The following is a 17,336-nucleotide window of genomic DNA, read 5'->3' on the forward strand; positions in this document are numbered from 1 at the left end:
ACGCCGATACCCGACCGTGACCGAAGCGATCCTTGTCTACGCGAGTAGAATTTTCCGCCGGGTACGCTGAAGCCGCAGCCTCCAGCACCAACACCCACCGGGAGTACCTGTGGCTCGCGTCGTAGTCGACGTCATGCTCAAGCCGGAGATCCTCGACCCCCAGGGCCAGGCGGTTCAGCGTGCGCTGCCCCGGCTGGGCTACGAGGACATCTCGGACGTCCGCCAGGGCAAGCGCTTCGAGCTCGAGGTGGAGGGGCCGGTCGACGACGACGCCCTCGCCCGTATCCACCAGCTCGCCGAGACGTTCCTCGCCAACACCGTGATCGAGGACTTCACGGTGCGCGTCGAGGAGCGCGAAGAGGTGACCCCCGCATGACGACCCGCATCGGAGTCGTCACCTTCCCCGGCTCCCTCGACGACGTGGACGCCCGGCGCGCCATCCGCCTCGCCGGCGCCGAGCCGGTCACCCTGTGGCACCGCGACAAGAGCCTGAACCAGGTGGACGCCGTCGTCCTCCCCGGCGGCTTCTCCTACGGCGACTACCTGCGCTGCGGCGCCATCGCCCGCTTCTCGCCGGTGATGGATACGGTCGCCGACCAGGCCCGCGCCGGCCTGCCGGTGCTCGGTATCTGCAACGGCTTCCAGGTTCTGTGCGAGTCGCACCTGCTGCCCGGCGCGCTCACCCGCAACGACCACCTCCACTTCGTCTGCCGCGACCAGCGGCTGCGCGTGGAGGACGCGGACACCGCCTGGACGTCCGACTATGCCGAGGGCCAGGAGATCACCGTCCCGCTCAAGAACGGCGAGGGCGGCTACGTCGCCGACGAGCGCACTCTGGACGAGCTGGAGGCGACCGGCCGGGTGGTCTTCCGCTATCTGGACGTCAACCCCAACGGCTCCCGCCGCGACATCGCCGGCATCCGCAACGAGGCCGGCAACGTCGTCGGCCTCATGCCCCACCCCGAGCACGCCGTCGAGGCCCTGACCGGGCCCACCACCGACGGGCTGGGGTTCTTCACCTCGGTCCTGAAGAGGCTGGTCGGCTCATGAGCGACGCACGCACGACCCCTCGGCCGCAGACGGCCCTGATGCCCGCACCTCTGCGTCGTGCGGGCGGAGAAGCCCACGGAAAGGGCGCAGCATGACTCTCGACACCGTCAAGCACGCGAGCGACACCCCGGACGTCGAGCAGCCCTGGGCCGAGCTCGGCCTCAAGCGCGACGAGTACGACCGCATCCGGGAGATCCTCGGCCGCCGCCCGACCGGCGCCGAGCTGGCCATGTACTCCGTGATGTGGTCCGAGCACTGCTCCTACAAGTCCAGCAAGGTCCACCTCAGGCAGTTCGGCGAGAAGGCCCCGGAGTCCGACGCCATGCTGGTGGGCATCGGCGAGAACGCCGGCGTCGTGGACGTCGGCCAGGGCTACGCCGTCACCTTCAAGGTGGAGTCGCACAACCACCCCTCCTACATCGAGCCCTACCAGGGCGCCGCCACCGGCATCGGCGGCATCGTCCGCGACATCCTCGCCATGGGTGCCCGCCCGGTCGCCGTGATGGACCCGCTGCGCTTCGGCGCCGCCGACCACCCCGACACCCGCCGCGTCCTGCCCGGCGTCGTCGCCGGCATCGGCGGCTACGGCAACTGCCTGGGCCTGCCCAACATCGGCGGTGAGGTCGTCTTCGACTCCTGCTACCAGGGAAACCCACTGGTCAACGCCCTGTGTGTGGGTGTGATGCGGCACGAGGACATCCATCTGGCCAAGGCGTCGGGCACCGGCAACAAGGTCATCCTCTACGGCGCCCGCACCGGCGGCGACGGCATCGGCGGCGTCTCCGTGCTCGCCTCGGAGACCTTCGACGAGACGGGCCCGGCCAAGCGCCCGGCCGTCCAGGTCGGCGACCCCTTCCAGGAGAAGCTCCTCATCGAGTGCACCCTGGAGGTCTTCGGGGAGGATCTGGTCGTCGGCATCCAGGACCTCGGCGGCGCCGGTCTGTCCTGCGCCACCTCCGAGCTGGCCTCGGCCGGCTCCGGCGGCATGCGCGTGGAGCTGGACACCGTCCCGCTGCGCGACTCCACGCTCTCGCCCGAGGAGATCCTCATGAGCGAGTCGCAGGAGCGCATGTGCGCCGTCGTCGAACCGGACAAGGTCGACCGCTTCCTGGCCATCTGCGAGAAGTGGGACGTCATCGCCACCGTCATCGGCGAGGTCACCGACGGCGACCGGCTGGAGATCTACTGGCACGGCGAGCAGATCGTGGACGTGCCCCCGCGCACGGTCGCCCACGAGGGCCCGGTCTACAACCGCCCCTGCGCCCGCCCCGAGTGGCAGGACGCCCTCCAGGCCGACGACGCGAACAGGCTGCCCCGCCCCTTTGGCGGGGACGGGCTGCGCGAGCAGGTCCTGAGGCTGGTCGGCTCGCCGAACCAGGCGTCCAAGGCGTGGATCACCGACCAGTACGACCGCTATGTGCTCGGCAACACCGTCCTGGCCCAGCCCGAGGACAGCGGCATGATCCGCATCGACGAGGAGACCGGCCTGGGCGTCGCCGTCGCCACCGACGGCAACGGCCGCTACGCCAAGCTCGACCCGTACACCGGCGCGCAGCTCGCGCTGGCCGAGTCCTACCGCAACGTCGCAGCCACCGGCGCCAGGCCGCTGGCCGTAACCGACTGCCTGAACTTCGGCTCGCCGGAGGACCCGGGCGCGATGTGGCAGTTCGCCGAGGCCTGCCGCGGGCTGGCCGACGCCTGCCAGACGCTGGGCACCCCGGTGACCGGCGGCAACGTCTCCCTCTACAACCAGACGGGCGACACCGCCATCCACCCCACCCCGGTGGTCGGCGTCCTCGGCGTGATCGACGACGTCACCCGCCGCACCCCGGTGGCGTTCGCGGAGGAGGGCCAGCTCGTCTACCTCCTGGGCGACACCCGCGAGGAGCTGGGCGGCTCGGCCTGGTCCCAGGTGATCCACGACCACCTGGGCGGGCTGCCGCCGAAGGTGGACCTGGAGCGCGAGCGGCTGCTCGCCGAGATCCTGGTCTCCGCCTCCCGCGACGGCATGGTCGACGCGGCGCACGACCTGAGCGACGGCGGTCTGGTCCAGGCGCTGACCGAGTCCTGCCTCAAGGGCGGCAAGGGGGCCCGGCTGGTCGTCCCCGACGGGCTGGACCCGTTCGTGTTCCTGTTCTCCGAGTCGGCCGGCCGCGCGATCGTCTCGGTGCCGCGCAGCGAGGAACTGCGCTTCACCGACATGTGCGGCGCCCGCGGCCTGCCCGCCACCCGCATCGGCGTGGTGGACGGCGACACCGTCGAGGTCCAGGGACAGTTCTCCGTCTCCCTGGCCGAGCTGCGCGAGGCCCACGAGGCCACCATCCCGGCGCTGCTCGCCTGACGCCCCGCCGGATCCTCCCGCTCCCTCCCCGCCCCCGCCGGGCCCCCGGCGGGGGCGGGGCCGTTCCCGGGCCGGTGCGACCGCGCCACCCTGGCGCCGCGCACCATTCCCTGACTAGAGTCAGAGAATGGATTCGGAGGAGATCGAGCGGGTGCGGCGCTTCAACCGCACCGTCACCAAACGCGTGGGGGTGCTCCACGACCACTACCTGGGCCGTGACCGGCCCGTCGGCGAAGCCCGGCTGCTGTGGGAGATCGGCGAGCGGGGCGGCGCGCCGGACGTACGGCGGCTGCGCGAGCGCCTCGGGCTGGACTCCGGCTATGTCAGCCGCCTGCTGCGCTCCCTGGAGGCCGACGGCCTGGTGACGGTGGAGCCGCACCCCGGCGACCGGCGGGTGCGCACCGTCCGGCTCACCGACACGGGCCGCGCCGAGCGCGCCGTGCTCGAAGCCCGCAGCAGCGAGTTGGCCGGTTCCCTGCTGGAGCCCCTCAACACCGGCCAGCGCGCCCGGCTGGTCGCAGCCATGTCCGAGGTCGACCGGCTGCTGACCGCGGCCACGGTCACCCTGGAGGTCACCGACCCGGACCACTCCGACGCCCGGTACTGCCTGCGGTCCTTCTTCGACGAACTGGGGGAGTGCTTCGAGACCGGCTTCGACCCCGCCCGGAGCCTGCTGCCCGACGCGGGTGAACTCCGTCCGCCGAGCGGCCTGCTCCTCGTCGCCCGGCTGCACGGCGAGCCTGTCGGCTGCGCCGGTCTGAAGCTGCCGCCCGACGCCCCGGCCGAGGTCAAGCGCATGTGGGTCGCCCCCCGCACCCGGGGCCTGGGCCTGGCCCGCCGGTTCCTGTCCGAACTGGAGGAGCGGGCCGCACGACACGGCTACGACCTGCTGCGTCTGGACACCAACAAGGTCCTCACCGCCGCGATCGGCCTGTACCGCTCCCACGGCTTTCAGGAGGTTCCGGCCTTCAACGACGAGCGGTACGCCCACCACTGGTTCGAGAAGCGGATCGCCGCCGGGCGGCACGTACCGGGGGCACGGCCGTCTCTGCGACCGGGCTGAGCGGCTGGACGCCGTGGAGCCCGTGGGACCGCCGGCACACCGTGGACGAGGCCTGCGCGGGCCTGGTTCCGGCCGACGAGGCGCCGGCTCCACCGGGAGGGGGAGCCGGCCCCACGGCGGCCCGACCGGCGGGTGACCGCTTGTTCCGGTCGCACGGCGTTCTACTCTGACGCCATGCCTCCGGTGAAGCGCAAGCCCAGGACGTACGACCCGGCCCTGGTGCGGGCCGGGCTCATCGGGCAGGTGGAGGCCGTGCGCAACGCCGTGCACGGTCTCACCCCCGACCAGCTCGCCCGGCCCTCCGGGCTGCCCGGCTGGGACGTGCGCCATCTGGTGGTCCACATCGCCGGGCAGATCGGTGCGGTGCCCCGGCTGCTCGCCGAGCCCCCGCCCCGGGCCGCCGCACCGCAGACGGACCTGAACGCCTGGGCGGTGTCCGTGGCCGGCGCCGCCCACGAGCTGGACGAGGCGACCCGCAGGCACGCGCGGGCGTACGACGACGCGGCCCGCGCGGTGGACGACGCCGTCGAGGAACTGGAGCCGGTGCTGGAACAGGCCGTGCGCTCGGACGTGCTGCTGCCGCACCCCTTCGGCGCGATGCGGGCGCTGGACTTCACGGTGACCCGCCTGCTGGAGCTGGTGGTGCACAGCGACGACCTCACCCGGGCCACCGGCGTGCGCGTCCCGCCGGTCCGCCAGGCCCTGGCGACGGCCGTGCGGCTGCTGGCGGACGCGCTGGCCGCCAAGGCGCCCGGCGCCTCGGTGGAGGTGCGGATCCCGCCCTTCGCGGTCGTCCAGTGCGTGGCGGGCCCGCGGCACACCCGGGGCACCCCGCCGAACGTCGTGGAGACCGATCCGCTGACCTGGATCCGCCTGGCGACCGGGCGCACCGACTGGCTCAGGGAACTGGATGCGGCGCATCTCACAGCGAGCGGCGAGCGCGCCGATCTGCGCGATCACCTCCCTGTACTGGGGTGATGACCTGCGGTGGGCGGCCGCCGGGCGCCCCGGGGAAGCGGCGGTCCCGGGTACTGAGCACCGCGGGACCTGTCCTAGACTCGGTGGCGTGCCACGTGGTGACGGACGACTCAACCACGACCTGCTCCCCGGAGAGAAGGGCCCCCAGGACGCCTGCGGCGTCTTCGGAGTCTGGGCCCCGGGGGAAGAGGTCGCCAAGCTCACCTATTTCGGGCTGTACGCGCTACAGCACCGGGGACAGGAGTCCGCGGGCATCGCGGTGAGCAACGGCTCCCAGATCCTCGTCTTCAAGGACATGGGCCTGGTCTCCCAGGTCTTCGACGAAACCTCCCTCGGCTCCCTCAGGGGCCACATCGCGGTCGGCCACGCGCGCTACTCGACCACCGGCGCCTCGGTGTGGGAGAACGCCCAGCCCACCTTCCGGGCCACCGCCCAGGGCTCGATCGCGCTGGGCCACAACGGCAACCTGGTCAACACCGCCGAGCTGGCCGAGCTGGTCGCCGCGCTGCCCAGCACGGGCGGCCGGGCCACCCAGGTCGCCGCCACCAACGACACCGACCTGGTCACCGCCCTGCTGGCGGGCCAGGTGGACGACGAGGGCAGGCCGCTCACCGTCGAGCAGGCCGCCCCCGCGGTCCTGCCGAAGGTCAAGGGCGCGTTCAGCCTGGTCTTCATGGACGAGCACACCCTCTACGCCGCCCGCGACCCGCAGGGCATACGCCCGCTGGTGCTCGGCCGGCTGGAGCGAGGCTGGGTGGTGGCCTCCGAGACCGCGGCCCTGGACATCGTGGGCGCGTCCTTCATCCGGGAGATCGAGCCCGGTGAGATGGTCGCCATCGACGAGGACGGGTTGCGCACCCAGCGCTTCGCGGAAGCGAAGCCTAAGGGCTGTGTCTTCGAGTACGTCTACCTCGCTCGCCCCGACACCGACATCGCGGGCCGCAACGTCTACCTCTCCCGCGTGGAGATGGGCCGCCGACTGGCCGCCGAGGCCCCGGCCGAGGCGGACCTGGTCATAGCGACCCCGGAGTCCGGCACCCCGGCCGCCGTCGGCTACGCCGAGGCCAGCGGCATCCCGTACGGCAGCGGCCTGGTCAAGAACTCCTACGTGGGCCGGACGTTCATCCAGCCCTCGCAGACCATCCGCCAGCTCGGCATCCGCCTCAAGCTCAACCCCCTCAAGGAGGTCATCCGCGGCAAGCGCCTGGTGGTCGTCGACGACTCGATCGTCCGCGGCAACACCCAGCGCGCCCTGGTGCGGATGCTGCGCGAGGCGGGCGCGGCCGAGGTGCACGTGCGGATCAGCTCGCCGCCCATCAAGTGGCCGTGCTTCTTCGGCATCGACTTCGCCACCCGCGCCGAGCTGATCGCCAACGGCCTGTCGGTCGAGGAGATCGGCACCTCGCTGGGGGCGGACTCCCTGGCGTACATCTCGCTGGAGGGCATGGTCGAGGCGACCACCATCGCCAAGCCCGACCTGTGCCGGGCCTGCTTCGACGGCGAGTACCCGATGGAACTGCCGGACCCCGGGCTGCTGGGCAAGCACCTGCTGGAGTCCGGGACCGCCGAGGCCGCCGGCGCCGACCCCGACGGGGTGCGGAGCATGCTCGCGGGCCCCGGCGCGGCCGACGCGCTGCGCAGGCCCTGACCCCGCCGGCCGGCCGGCGGCCGCCCCGGTGAGCCGACCGGCCGCCGACCGTCCCGGTGAGCCACCGCGCCACCGTCCGTCCCAGAGGAAGACCATGACCTCCACCAACCCGACCCCGGCCGGCCAGGGCGCCAGCTACGCCGCCGCCGGAGTGGACATCGAGGCGGGCGACCGCGCCGTCACGCTGATGAAGGAGTGGGTGGGCAAGGCCCGCCGGCCCGAGAGCGTCGGGACCCTCGGCGGTTTCGCGGGCCTGTTCGACGCGTCCGCGCTGAAGGACTACCGGCGCCCGCTGCTGGCCTCGGCCACCGACGGCGTGGGCACCAAGGTCGCCGTCGCGCAGAGGATGGGCGTCCACGACACCATCGGCCACGACCTGGTGGCGATGGTCGTGGACGACCTGGTGGTCTGCGGCGCCGAGCCGCTGTTCATGACCGACTACATCAGCGTGGGCAAGGTCGTCCCCGAGCGGGTCGCGTCGATCGTCAAGGGCATCGCCGAGGGCTGTGTCCTGGCGGGCTGCGCCCTGGTCGGCGGCGAGACGGCCGAGCACCCCGGGCTGATGGGCCCGGACGAGTACGACGTGGCGGGCGCGGGCACGGGCGTCGTGGAGGCCGACGGGATCCTGGGCGCGGACCGGATCCGCCCGGGCGACGCGGTCGTCGCGATGGGCGCCTCCGGTCTTCACTCCAACGGGTACTCGCTGGTGCGGCACGTGTTCTTCGACCGCGCCGGCTGGTCGCTGGACCGCCATGTCGAGGACTTCGGCCGCACGCTGGGCGAGGAGCTGCTGGAGCCCACCAAGATCTACTCGCTGGACTGCCTGGCGCTGACGAGGGCCACCGGGGTGCACGCCTTCTCGCACATCACCGGTGGCGGACTGGCCGGCAACCTCGCGCGTGTCGTGCCCGACGGGCTGCACGCGACCGTGGACCGCTCCACCTGGAGTCCGGCGGCGGTCTTCCGGACGGTCGGCGAGCTGGGCGGGGTCGAGCGCGCGGAGCTGGAGAAGACCCTCAACATGGGCGTCGGCATGGTCGCCGTCGTCCCGCCGGAGTCGGTCACGGCGACGCTGGCCCTGCTGGGCGAGCGCGGTGTGGACGCCTGGGTCGCCGGGGAGCTCTCCGAGCGCGGTGAGCACGGTGAGGCCGTCGCCCTCACCGGGGACTACGCGGCCTGAGCGGCGGGAGCGGACAGGACCAAAACCCGGTCCGGCGGTGGCCGGACCGGGTGATGACCGCTATCGGTATGAGCTCGCTTTGTTCAGTGGACGACGACGTCCTCAGGCGCGGCGTCGGTGGTTCGACGGTGAGGAGGATCCGCGGGAGTCGACCGACGGGTCGTCGCCCTCCGCGCCCTCGTCATCGTCGTTGTACAGATCCGCGTACCGTGCGTACGGGTCGTCCAGCTCATCGTCCTCGAACCGCTCGCCGTTCGGCGGCTGACTCGATGTCGATGCGCCCAGCTCCTCAGCCAGGCGTGCAAGATCAGTCCCGCCGCTGTTGTACTTCAGCTGGCGGGCGACCTTTGTCTGCTTGGCCTTGGCCCGGCCGCGCCCCATGGCTCGACCCCCTCAACGACGGGGCTCAACGGCCCCAGAGTCTTGACACGCGTTCACGATGCGGAGCGGACCCTCGATTCGATCGAGAGACCGTCCGTGGAGCTTCAACGGTACCTGCTTCCGTGGCCGTACGGTACGCCGCCCGCACGACACGGCCGGTGCCCGCCCCGCCTGGTGACCATTTCTCCGCTGGTCAGTGACGATTTTACCTTCTGTCCGCCCGGTCACCCGCCCAGGGGTGGTGAGGGATGTCTCCCCCACCACCCGTCACCGAGGGGCACATCCTGGTGGACGCTGGGTCAGTTCGCTGCGCCGGCTCGGTTCGCTGCGCCGGCCCTGCGGGCCTCGGCCATCCGCTGCCCGGCGATGCGGTCGGCCGCCACCGCCGGCGGCACGCCGTCGGCGGCGGCACGCTCGAAGATCGCCAGCGTGGTGCCGTGGATCTTCTCGGCCTTCGCCTTCGCGCGTGCGAAGTCGAAGCCGTGGAGCTCGTCCGCGACCTGGATCACGCCGCCGGAGTTCACCACGTAGTCGGGCGCGTAGAGGACGCCCCGGTCGGCGAGGTCCTTCTCGACACCCGGGTGGGCGAGCTGGTTGTTGGCCGCGCCGCAGACCACCTTCGCGGTCAGCACGGCGACGGTCTCGTCGTCCAGGGCGCCGCCGAGCGCGCAGGGCGCGTACACGTCCAGCCCCTCGGTGCGGATCAGCGCGTCGGTGTCGGCGACCGCCACCACCTCCGGGTGCGCGGCCGTGATGTGCTCGACCGCCTCGGGGCGCACGTCCGTGACCAGGACCTCGGCGCCCTCGTCGAGCAGGTGGCCCACCAGGTGGCGGCCGACCTTGCCGACGCCCGCGACGCCGATCTTCCGGCCGCGCAGCGAGGCGTCGCCCCACAGGTGCTTCGCACTGGCGCGCATGCCCTGGTAGACGCCGAAGGCGGTGAGCACGGAGGAGTCGCCGGCGCCGCCGTTCTCGGGGGAGCGGCCGGTCGTCCAGCGGCAGGTGCGCGAGACCACGTCCATGTCCTGGACGTAGGTGCCGACGTCGCAGGCGGTGACGTAGCGGCCGCCGAGGGAGGCGACGAAGCGGCCGTAGGCCTCCAGGAGGGCCTCGGTCTTGTGCTGCCCGGGGTCGCCGATGATCACGGCCTTGCCGCCGCCGTGGTCCAGCCCGGCGAGCGCGTTCTTGTACGACATGCCGCGGGCGAGGTTGAGGGCGTCCTTCACGGCGGCCTCCTCCGGGTTCTCCTCGGAGGCGTACGCGTGGAAGCGGGTGCCGCCCAGAGCCGGACCCAGGGCCGTGGAGTGGACGGCGATGACCGCCTTCAGGCCGGTCTCGCGGTCCTGGCAGAGGACGACCTGCTCATGGCCACCCTGCTCGGAGTGGAACAGGGTGTGCAGGACCGAACCTGTGGTGCGCTGCGCGCTCACGGCGCTCTCTGAGCCGTCTGGGTGTCCGTCGACGCTGACGGCGGGACGTACGTCAGTCACGGTGGTGACTCCTGTATGTCGCGGAAGGGTGCCCTTCCGGCATTCTCCCGCTTGTGGCGGTGGGATGCGGGGCGGGCCGGTTGGCATGAGGGTACGGCCTGACGGGCCCCGGGAGTACGGGTGTGCAGTTGCGGTGCCACGATCAGGGTATTGAACTGCCGTTGTCCGCCCCTCGGCCCGCTGTTCCGGGAGGAAGAATCCCTTGGCCCTCACTACTCCGGTGGCCGTCCCGTACGCGTCCTACCTTCGGGTCTACGAGCCGCTGGCCGCCTTTCCCGAGCCGGAGCGCTCCCACTGGGCCCGCTACGCCCGCCGCGGGAGCCTGCCCGGGGCGCAGGACGAGCTGCGCCGTTCGCTGGCGGACCTGCTGCCGGTGCCGCCCGTGGTGGTGCCGGTGCGCGAGAGCGCGGACGCCTTCGTGGCCGAGGTGGACGGGGTGCTGTGCGTCTGCCCCTGGCGGACCAGGCTGCGGGGCTGGCAGGCGCTGGCCGGGCTCGGCGACGAGCTGCCGGCACCGGTGCTGGACGCGGCGGTGCCGCCGGTGGTGCGACGTGAGGCCGCGGCGGACTACGACCGCTGGCGGGAGCGGAACCCGGACGCCCGGCCGTGGATCCGCTCGGCGACCTGGCATGTGCCGGTGCGCTGGTTCGTGCTCTTCGCGGACGAGGAGCGCGAGTACGGCGAGGGTGCGGACGGCGGAGCCGGCGACGCGGGGGAGGGGACCGTCCTGCGCTACCGCACCCCGATGGTGCAGGCGAGGCGGCGGGTGGCGCGTGCGCTGAAGGTGCTGCGCGAGGAACTGGAGGACAGCCCGCTGATCGACGGGCTGGTGGACGTCGGGCGCTGGCTGGAGGAGTTCCATCCGCGTTCGATGGTGGAGCTGGACTACGGCGGACTGGTGTATACCATCCCGGAGGAGCAACTGGCCTCGGACCACTCCGCGGCCGACACCGCGGAGGGACTGGCGGCGCTGCGGGAGGGCGACGGTGAGCGCGCGAGCGCCGTCTACGAGCGGCTGACCGAGCGCTGGCGGGCGGTGCGGCACCGCGGGCTGGCCAGTTGAGGTGTCCCGGCCGGGGCGTTCCGCACGGGCGGCCCGGGCCGTCGGCACCCCCCCTGTGCCGTGAACCGGGTCTTTCCGGTCCGTTCCGGTCCGTTCCCGGCCTTCACGCCAGGGGTGCCCCAGGGTGACGGACGGCACTTACCGGGGTCTTGCCCCGAAGGACATCTCTCGTGTCAAAATAGGACAAGGAGTCCGGAGGGGGCTTCATCCGTCCAGCCAAGGTCGGATCCATCGGTATTGCGCTCCTTTCCAGGGGGCTGGAGAGGTCCGCTCACGTTGTAACCGATCGTCACGATGATGTGACCGTCCGTTATGACACGGTCCATCGGCTTCCGTCGAGGTTGGACACCTGAGAGGGCAATTCCGTCGGTTTGGCCGACGTGGCTGGACAGATGGTGTAGTTGTAGTGCCGAGGACAAGCCGTTCGTCCTATAACCGACTCGGCCCGCGTCCGCCATTTCGGGCAACGCGGGTCAAGGTGCAGAATTTAGAGGAAAGAACCGTGATGGTTCGGTTCTCCCGAGGAGGCCGCTCATGACCGCTCGCACCCCTGATGCCGAGCCGCTGCTGACCCCGGCTGAGGTTGCCACCATGTTCCGTGTGGACCCGAAGACGGTCACGCGCTGGGCCAAGGCAGGCAAACTCACGTCCATCCGCACGCTCGGAGGGCACCGCCGCTACCGCGAGGCGGAGGTGCGCGCCCTGCTCGCGGGCATCCCGCAGCAGCGCAGCGAGGGCTGAACAACCCTGTGAATCGGGCGTGACGGGGTCCCCATCCCGCTTCGCCGCCCGACTCGGCACCACCTTTCGGGCCGGTGTCCCCCACACGGCCTGAACGTCGATCGCGCTGGGCTCCGCCGGGTCCAGCGCGATCTTGCGTACCCCTTCGCGCCGTCACGCACGGCAAGGCCCCTCGGCCGGAACCCCGGTTCCGGCCGAGGGGCCTTGCCGTGCGTCAACCGGGCCTGTTCCGCGCCCGGTTGGCCGCGCCGGCCGGGAGGGTCGAGGGGTGCCGGGAGGCGCCGGGAGAGGCCCTGCGGGGTCGCCGGAGAGGTCCCGTGCGGGGGCGTGCGGAGGTGCCGGGAGGGGCGCTCGGGTGCAGTGCAATGGCACATATTAAATTTACCCGATGCAGGAAGGGGATGAATTCACCACGCTGATCAACCGATTCGGTGACTCCCGTCACACCGCGTGGGTCTTGCGTCACCCAACTACCGTACGGTAATGGGAAATAAGCGTACGACGCCCCGCAATCGGACCTCCGGCCGGCCACCGGTGCGCCGTCGGCCGCCGGCCGTGCGCGACGGGGTCGCCCCCAGCCGTGGGAGGCGGTGCCACGGCGGCGTCGCGAACGGAGGGCCCGTCAGATCCGGCTCAGGTGCCGCCGGGGCCCGCCCGGCCCTCCGCGGGCGGCTCGGGGCCCTCCCCGGGGCGTACGGCCCGCACAGGCCGTACGGGCGGCTCCGGGCGCGGGACGGAGGAGGCGGCCGCGGGCGGTCCGCCGGGGCGCTCGCCCGCGGGCTCCATCGCCAGCCGCTGCAGCCGGTGGCAGACCGGGCAGTGCCGGGTGGCGTGGCCGTAACGCGTCGCGGCGGACAGATGGGCCCGCAGCAGGGCCCGTGTCTCGTGCCGCGGATGCTCCGGAGTCGTCGGCATCGCGCCCACCTCCCTGTAGCAGGGGTACCCGCGGCCTGATGAGTCGTCAAGACGGTCTGCGCGCAGGAATGCCCGAGGGCGCGTAAAACGGCCGGTGGCCCGGATCCACCGGGGATCCGGGCCACCTGATGCGGTCCTGACGGGATTTGAACCCGCGGCCTCCACCTTGACAGGGTGGCGAGCACTCCAAACTGCTCCACAGGACCTGGAAGCCGCAGCGCCGGGTGCCGCCCGAGCTGCGAGAAGGACTCTACAGCAGCTCAGGGACACAAAGCGAACTCACTCACAGTCCCGGAACCGCTACCGGAACCCGCCGCCGGTCCCGCTACGGCGCCGCCGCGTCCACCGCCTTCACGATGCGCTTGTCCGAGACCGGGTACGCCGTGCCCAGGGCGTGCGCGAAGTAGCTGACCCGCAGCTCCTCGAGCATCCAGCGGATCTCGCGGGCCTCCCGCGGTACCGGCCGCCCCTGCGGGAACTGCTCCAGCAGCCACTCGTACTCGTCCCGCATCTCCTTCACCTTCGCCATCCGGGCGCGGTCCCGGTCGACGTTGGTGGGCAGCTGCTGCAGGCGGCGGTCCACGGCCGTCAGATAGCGCAGCAGGTCCGGCAGGCGACGGGCGCCGTGGGCGGTCACGAAACCCGGGCCGACCAGCTCCGTGAGCTGCCGCCGCACATCCGCGAGGTTCGGCGCCAGTGTCGGACTGCTCGACAGCGGCGGCGACTTCATCCGCCGCTCGCACGACTGCCACGCGGCGAGTACCTCGCGCACCTGCCGCACCGTCACCACCGTCGCGTCCGTGATGTCGGCGCGCACGGCGTCGAAGAGCTTGCGGAAGCCCTCCTCGTCCCAGGCCGGGCCGCCGTGCGAAGCGATCAGCCGGTCGGCGGCGGCCGTCACGCAGTCGTCGAACAGCGCCTGGACACCGCCGTGCGGAGAGGCCGCGAGGGCGAGCCTGTCCTGGTTGGTGAGCTTGGACTGGGCGAACTTGGCCGGACTGGAGGGGAGGTTGAGCAGGATCAGGCGGCGTGTGCCGCGCCACATCGCCTCGCGCTGCTCGTCCTCGGTGTCGAAGAGTCTCACCGACACCGAGCCGCCGTCGTCCACCAGCGCCGGGTACGCCCTGACCGGCTGGCCGGCCCGCCGCGTCTCGAAGGTGCGCGGCAGGGCGCCGATGGTCCAGGAGGTCAGCCCGGTGCGCTGCTCCAGGCCGCCGCCGGCGCCGTCACCGCCCTTCTCCCGGGCGGAGTCGAACGCCTTGGACAGAGCGGCCCGGGTGCGTGGGCGCAGGGCGTCCCTCAGCTCCTCCAGGTCCTTGCTCTCGGCGTCGCCGGAGACCTTGCGGCGCCGCTCGTCCACCACCCGGAAGGTGATCCTCAGGTGGTCGGGGACCCTGGACGGGTCGAAGTCGTCCGGGGACACCCGCACCCCCGTCATCCGCGTCAGCCCCCGCGCCAGCACGGCCGTCAGCGGCTCGTTCAGCGTGTCCTGGGGGATGCCGCCGTCCTGCCCGGCGACGGTGTCCAGGAAGCGCCGGGCGAAGTCGGGGGCGGGGACGTAGTTGCGGCGGACCGGCTTGGGCAGCGAGCGGATCAGCTCGGTGACCAGATCCGCGCGCAGCCCCGGGATCTGCCAGTCGAAGCCCTCGGAGGAGACCTGGTTGAGCACCTGGAGGGGGATGTGGACGGTGACGCCGTCGGCGTCCGCGCCCGGCTCGAACTGGTACGTCACCCGGAACCTCAGTCTGCCCTGGTGCCAGGAGTCGGGGTAGTCGTCCTTGGTGACCCGCCCGGCCCGCTCGTTGATGAGCATGGACTTCTCGAAGTTGAGCAGGTCCGGCTCCTCCTGGCGTTTGCGCTTCCACCAGGAGTCGAAGTGCGCGCCGGAGACGACGTGTTCGGGGACTCGCTGGTCGTAGAAGTCGAACAGCGTCTCGTCGTCGACGAGGATGTCGCGGCGGCGGGCCCGGTGCTCCAGATCCTCCACCTCGCCCAGCAGTCTGCGGTTGTCGTGGAAGAACTGGTGGTGGGTACGCCAGTCGCCCTCCACCAGGGCGTTGCGGATGAACAGCTCGCGGCAGGTCTCCGGGTCGATGCGCCCGTAGTTCACCTTGCGCTGGGCCACGACGGGCACGCCGTACAGCGTCACCTTCTCGTAGGCCATCACCGCCGCCTGCTTCTGCTCCCAGTGCGGCTCGCTGTAGGTGCGCTTGACCAGATGGCCGGCGAGCGGCTCGATCCAGTCCGGGTCGATCTTCGCGTTGACCCGCGCCCACAGCCGCGAGGTCTCCACCAGCTCGGCCGACATGATCCAGCGAGGCGGCTTCCTGAACAGCGCGGAGCCGGGGAAGACGGCGAACCTGGCGCTGCGCGCGCCCAGGTACTCGCCGCCCTTCGCGCTCTCCCTCCCGCCCTCGCCCGTGGAGTTCCTCCCGCTCTCCTTGATCTCCTTGAGCCCGATGTGCGACAGCAGGCCCGCCAGCAGCGACTGGTGGACGCGGTCGGCGTCCGCGTCCCGGTCGTTCATGTGGACGCCCATGGACTTGGCGACCTGGCGGAGCTGGACGTAGATGTCCTGCCACTCGCGTATGCGCAGGTAGTTGAGGAACTCGGACCTGCACATCCGGCGGAAGGCCGAGGAGGACAGCTCCTTCTGCCGCTCGCGCACGTGACGCCACAGGTTGAGCAGGGTGAGGAAGTCGCTGTTCTCGTCGCGGAACCGGGCGTGCTGCTGGTCGGCCTGCTGCTGCTTGTCGGCGGGGCGCTCGCGCGGGTCCTGGATGGACAGCGCCGCGGCGATCACCATGACCTCGCGGACACAGCCGTTGCGGTCGGCCTCCAGCACCATCCGCGCCAGCCGCGGGTCGACGGGGAACTGCGCCAGCTTCCGGCCCGTCTCCGTCAGGCGCCTGCGGGGGTCCTTCTGCTTCGGATCGAGCGCGCCGAGCTCCTCCAGAAGCTGCACACCGGCCTTGATGCTGCGGTGGTCCGGCGGGTCGATGAAGGGGAAGCGCTCGATGTCGCCCAGCCCGGCGGCGGTCATCTGGAGGATGACGGAGGCCAGGTTGGTGCGCAGGATCTCCGGGTCGGTGAACTCCGGGCGGGAGAGGAAGTCCTCCTCGGAGTACAGCCGGACGCAGATGCCGTCCGAGGTACGGCCGCAGCGGCCCTTGCGCTGGTTGGCGCTGGCCTGCGAGACCGGCTCGATCGGCAGCCGCTGGACCTTGGTGCGGTGGCTGTAGCGGGAGATGCGGGCGGTGCCGGTGTCGATGACGTACTTGATGCCGGGGACGGTCAGCGACGTCTCGGCGACGTTGGTGGCCAGTACGATCCGCCGGCCGGTATGCCGCTGGAACACCCGGTGCTGCTCGGCGTGCGACAGCCGCGCGTACAGCGGCAGCACCTCGGTCCCGTGCCCGATGTGCTGCTTCGCCGCGTGGCGCAGGTTCTTCCTGTTCAGTGCGTCGGCGGTGTCACGGATCTCCCGCTCGCCGGAGAGGAAGACCAGGATGTCGCCCGGCCCTTCGGCCTGGAGCTCGTCGACCGCGTCGCAGATCGCGGTGACCTGGTCCCGGTCCGGGTTGTCGCCCTCTTCCTCCAGCAGCGGCCGGTAGCGGACCTCCACCGGGTACGTACGGCCGGACACCTCCACGATCGGGGCGTCGCCGAAGTGGCGGGAGAAGCGCTCGGGGTCGATCGTCGCGGAGGTGATGACGACCTTGAGGTCCGGGCGGCGGGGCAGCAGCCGGGCGAGATAGCCCAGCAGGAAGTCGATGTTGAGGCTGCGCTCGTGCGCCTCGTCGATGATGATCGTGTCGTACCGGCGCAGCTCGCGGTCGGTCTGGATCTCGGCCAGCAGGATGCCGTCCGTCATCAGCTTGACCAGGGTGTCCTCGCCCACCTGGTCGGTGAAGCGGACCTTCCAGCCCACCGCCTCGCCCAGCGGGGTGCGCAACTCCTCGGCGACGCGCTCGGCCACCGTGCGGGCCGCGATCCGGCGTGGCTGGGTGTGCCCGATCAGTCCCTTCACCCCGCGCCCGAGCTCCAGGCAGATCTTGGGGATCTGGGTGGTCTTGCCGGAGCCGGTCTCGCCCGCGACGATCACGACCTGGTGGTCCCGGATCGCCTGGAGGATCTCGTCCTTCTTCTGGCTGACGGGTAGCTGCTCGGGGTAGTCGATAGCCGGTACGGCTTCCCGCCGGGCGGCCACGCGCAGCTCGGCGCGCTCGACCTCGGCGGCGATCTCCGCGAGCACGGCACGCCGCGCCTCCGGCTTGCGGACACGGCGGGTGCCCTCCAGTCGGCGGCCGAGCCGCTGCTGGTCGCGCAGCATCAGCTCGGGCAGTCGCTCCAGGACGGCGGGGAGGCTGGGATCAGACACAGTGGACATACGGACTCCAGGATCGCACCCGCACCGAGTGCCGGGCGAATCAATTCACCGCTTCTCGTGACCGGTGTGCGGTGTTATGGGTGAAATGACTGTCTA

General features: G+C 71.7%; 13 protein-coding genes and 1 tRNA gene. 9 read left to right on the plus strand and 5 right to left on the minus strand.

What is annotated here, in order from left to right; genetic code table 11:
* The first annotated feature begins 109 nt into the window (after positions 1-109).
* The 7 genes from purS to purM all read left to right on the plus strand — a co-directional run bounded on the left by purS (position 110) and on the right by purM (position 8,260).
* A complete protein-coding gene (gene purS / locus ACGRHY_RS14205) occupies positions 110-376 on the plus strand; it encodes a phosphoribosylformylglycinamidine synthase subunit PurS (protein ID WP_394635709.1) in 267 nt (88 codons plus the stop codon).
* A complete protein-coding gene (gene purQ, locus ACGRHY_RS14210) occupies positions 373-1,050 on the plus strand; it encodes a phosphoribosylformylglycinamidine synthase subunit PurQ (RefSeq protein ID WP_394635710.1) in 678 nt (225 codons plus the stop codon). Before purS ends, purQ begins: the two co-directional genes overlap by 4 nt.
* A gap of 91 nt (positions 1,051-1,141) precedes the next feature.
* Positions 1,142-3,391, plus strand: coding sequence for a phosphoribosylformylglycinamidine synthase subunit PurL (purL, locus tag ACGRHY_RS14215; protein ID WP_394635711.1), 2,250 nt, complete (start codon positions 1,142-1,144; stop codon positions 3,389-3,391).
* Positions 3,392-3,518: 127 nt separating this feature from the next.
* Complete coding sequence (locus tag ACGRHY_RS14220) at positions 3,519-4,454, plus strand: bifunctional helix-turn-helix transcriptional regulator/GNAT family N-acetyltransferase (RefSeq protein ID WP_394635712.1); 936 nt, start codon at positions 3,519-3,521, stop codon at positions 4,452-4,454.
* A gap of 174 nt (positions 4,455-4,628) precedes the next feature.
* Positions 4,629-5,432, plus strand: a complete 804-nt coding sequence (locus ACGRHY_RS14225; RefSeq protein ID WP_394635713.1) for a maleylpyruvate isomerase family mycothiol-dependent enzyme — start codon at positions 4,629-4,631, stop codon at positions 5,430-5,432.
* A gap of 88 nt (positions 5,433-5,520) precedes the next feature.
* Positions 5,521-7,080: an amidophosphoribosyltransferase gene (purF, locus tag ACGRHY_RS14230; protein WP_394635714.1), complete on the plus strand. Its 1,560-nt coding sequence runs from the start codon at positions 5,521-5,523 to the stop codon at positions 7,078-7,080.
* A 94-nt stretch (positions 7,081-7,174) separates the two neighbouring features.
* Positions 7,175-8,260 (plus strand): phosphoribosylformylglycinamidine cyclo-ligase, encoded by a 1,086-nt coding sequence (gene purM / locus ACGRHY_RS14235; RefSeq protein WP_394635715.1) that lies wholly within the window; start codon positions 7,175-7,177, stop codon positions 8,258-8,260.
* Between the two features lie 102 nt (positions 8,261-8,362).
* Here purM and ACGRHY_RS14240 read toward each other — a convergent pair whose 3' ends face one another.
* Positions 8,363-8,641 (minus strand): DUF3073 domain-containing protein, encoded by a 279-nt coding sequence (locus tag ACGRHY_RS14240; RefSeq protein WP_394635716.1) that lies wholly within the window; start codon positions 8,639-8,641, stop codon positions 8,363-8,365.
* A gap of 299 nt (positions 8,642-8,940) precedes the next feature.
* Positions 8,941-10,131 (minus strand): Leu/Phe/Val dehydrogenase, encoded by a 1,191-nt coding sequence (locus ACGRHY_RS14245; protein WP_394635717.1) that lies wholly within the window; start codon positions 10,129-10,131, stop codon positions 8,941-8,943.
* Between the two features lie 202 nt (positions 10,132-10,333).
* On the opposite strand from ACGRHY_RS14245, the gene ACGRHY_RS14250 reads away from it, so the two are divergent.
* Positions 10,334-11,194, plus strand: a complete 861-nt coding sequence (locus ACGRHY_RS14250; RefSeq protein WP_394635718.1) for a DUF8083 family protein — start codon at positions 10,334-10,336, stop codon at positions 11,192-11,194.
* A gap of 534 nt (positions 11,195-11,728) precedes the next feature.
* Positions 11,729-11,935 (plus strand): developmental transcriptional regulator BldC, encoded by a 207-nt coding sequence (gene bldC, locus ACGRHY_RS14255; RefSeq protein WP_020869672.1) that lies wholly within the window; start codon positions 11,729-11,731, stop codon positions 11,933-11,935.
* Between the two features lie 633 nt (positions 11,936-12,568).
* Here bldC and ACGRHY_RS14260 read toward each other — a convergent pair.
* The 3 genes from ACGRHY_RS14260 to hrpA form a co-directional block, all read right to left on the minus strand.
* Positions 12,569-12,850, minus strand: coding sequence for a DUF6274 family protein (locus tag ACGRHY_RS14260; protein WP_394635719.1), 282 nt, complete (start codon positions 12,848-12,850; stop codon positions 12,569-12,571).
* Positions 12,851-12,981: 131 nt separating this feature from the next.
* Positions 12,982-13,056 (minus strand) — tRNA-Asp (locus ACGRHY_RS14265).
* Positions 13,057-13,175: 119 nt separating this feature from the next.
* Entirely contained in the window at positions 13,176-17,240 is a 4,065-nt protein-coding gene (hrpA, locus tag ACGRHY_RS14270) for an ATP-dependent RNA helicase HrpA (RefSeq protein WP_394635720.1), read from the minus strand.
* Between the last annotated feature and the right edge of the window lie 96 nt (positions 17,241-17,336).

Source organism: Streptomyces shinuiensis (genome assembly GCF_043660855.1).
GTDB lineage: Bacteria > Actinomycetota > Actinomycetes > Streptomycetales > Streptomycetaceae > Streptomyces.

Coding starts and splice junctions, on each gene's coding strand:
- hrpA (WP_394635720.1), bottom strand. CDS start 17,240: ATGTCCACTGTGTCTGATCCCAGCCTCCCCGCCGTCCTGGAGCGACTG.
- purM (WP_394635715.1), top strand. CDS start 7,175: ATGACCTCCACCAACCCGACCCCGGCCGGCCAGGGCGCCAGCTACGCC.
- ACGRHY_RS14260 (WP_394635719.1), bottom strand. CDS start 12,850: ATGCCGACGACTCCGGAGCATCCGCGGCACGAGACACGGGCCCTGCTG.
- purQ (WP_394635710.1), top strand. CDS start 373: ATGACGACCCGCATCGGAGTCGTCACCTTCCCCGGCTCCCTCGACGAC.
- purL (WP_394635711.1), top strand. CDS start 1,142: ATGACTCTCGACACCGTCAAGCACGCGAGCGACACCCCGGACGTCGAG.
- ACGRHY_RS14220 (WP_394635712.1), top strand. CDS start 3,519: ATGGATTCGGAGGAGATCGAGCGGGTGCGGCGCTTCAACCGCACCGTC.
- ACGRHY_RS14240 (WP_394635716.1), bottom strand. CDS start 8,641: ATGGGGCGCGGCCGGGCCAAGGCCAAGCAGACAAAGGTCGCCCGCCAG.
- ACGRHY_RS14225 (WP_394635713.1), top strand. CDS start 4,629: ATGCCTCCGGTGAAGCGCAAGCCCAGGACGTACGACCCGGCCCTGGTG.
- bldC (WP_020869672.1), top strand. CDS start 11,729: ATGACCGCTCGCACCCCTGATGCCGAGCCGCTGCTGACCCCGGCTGAG.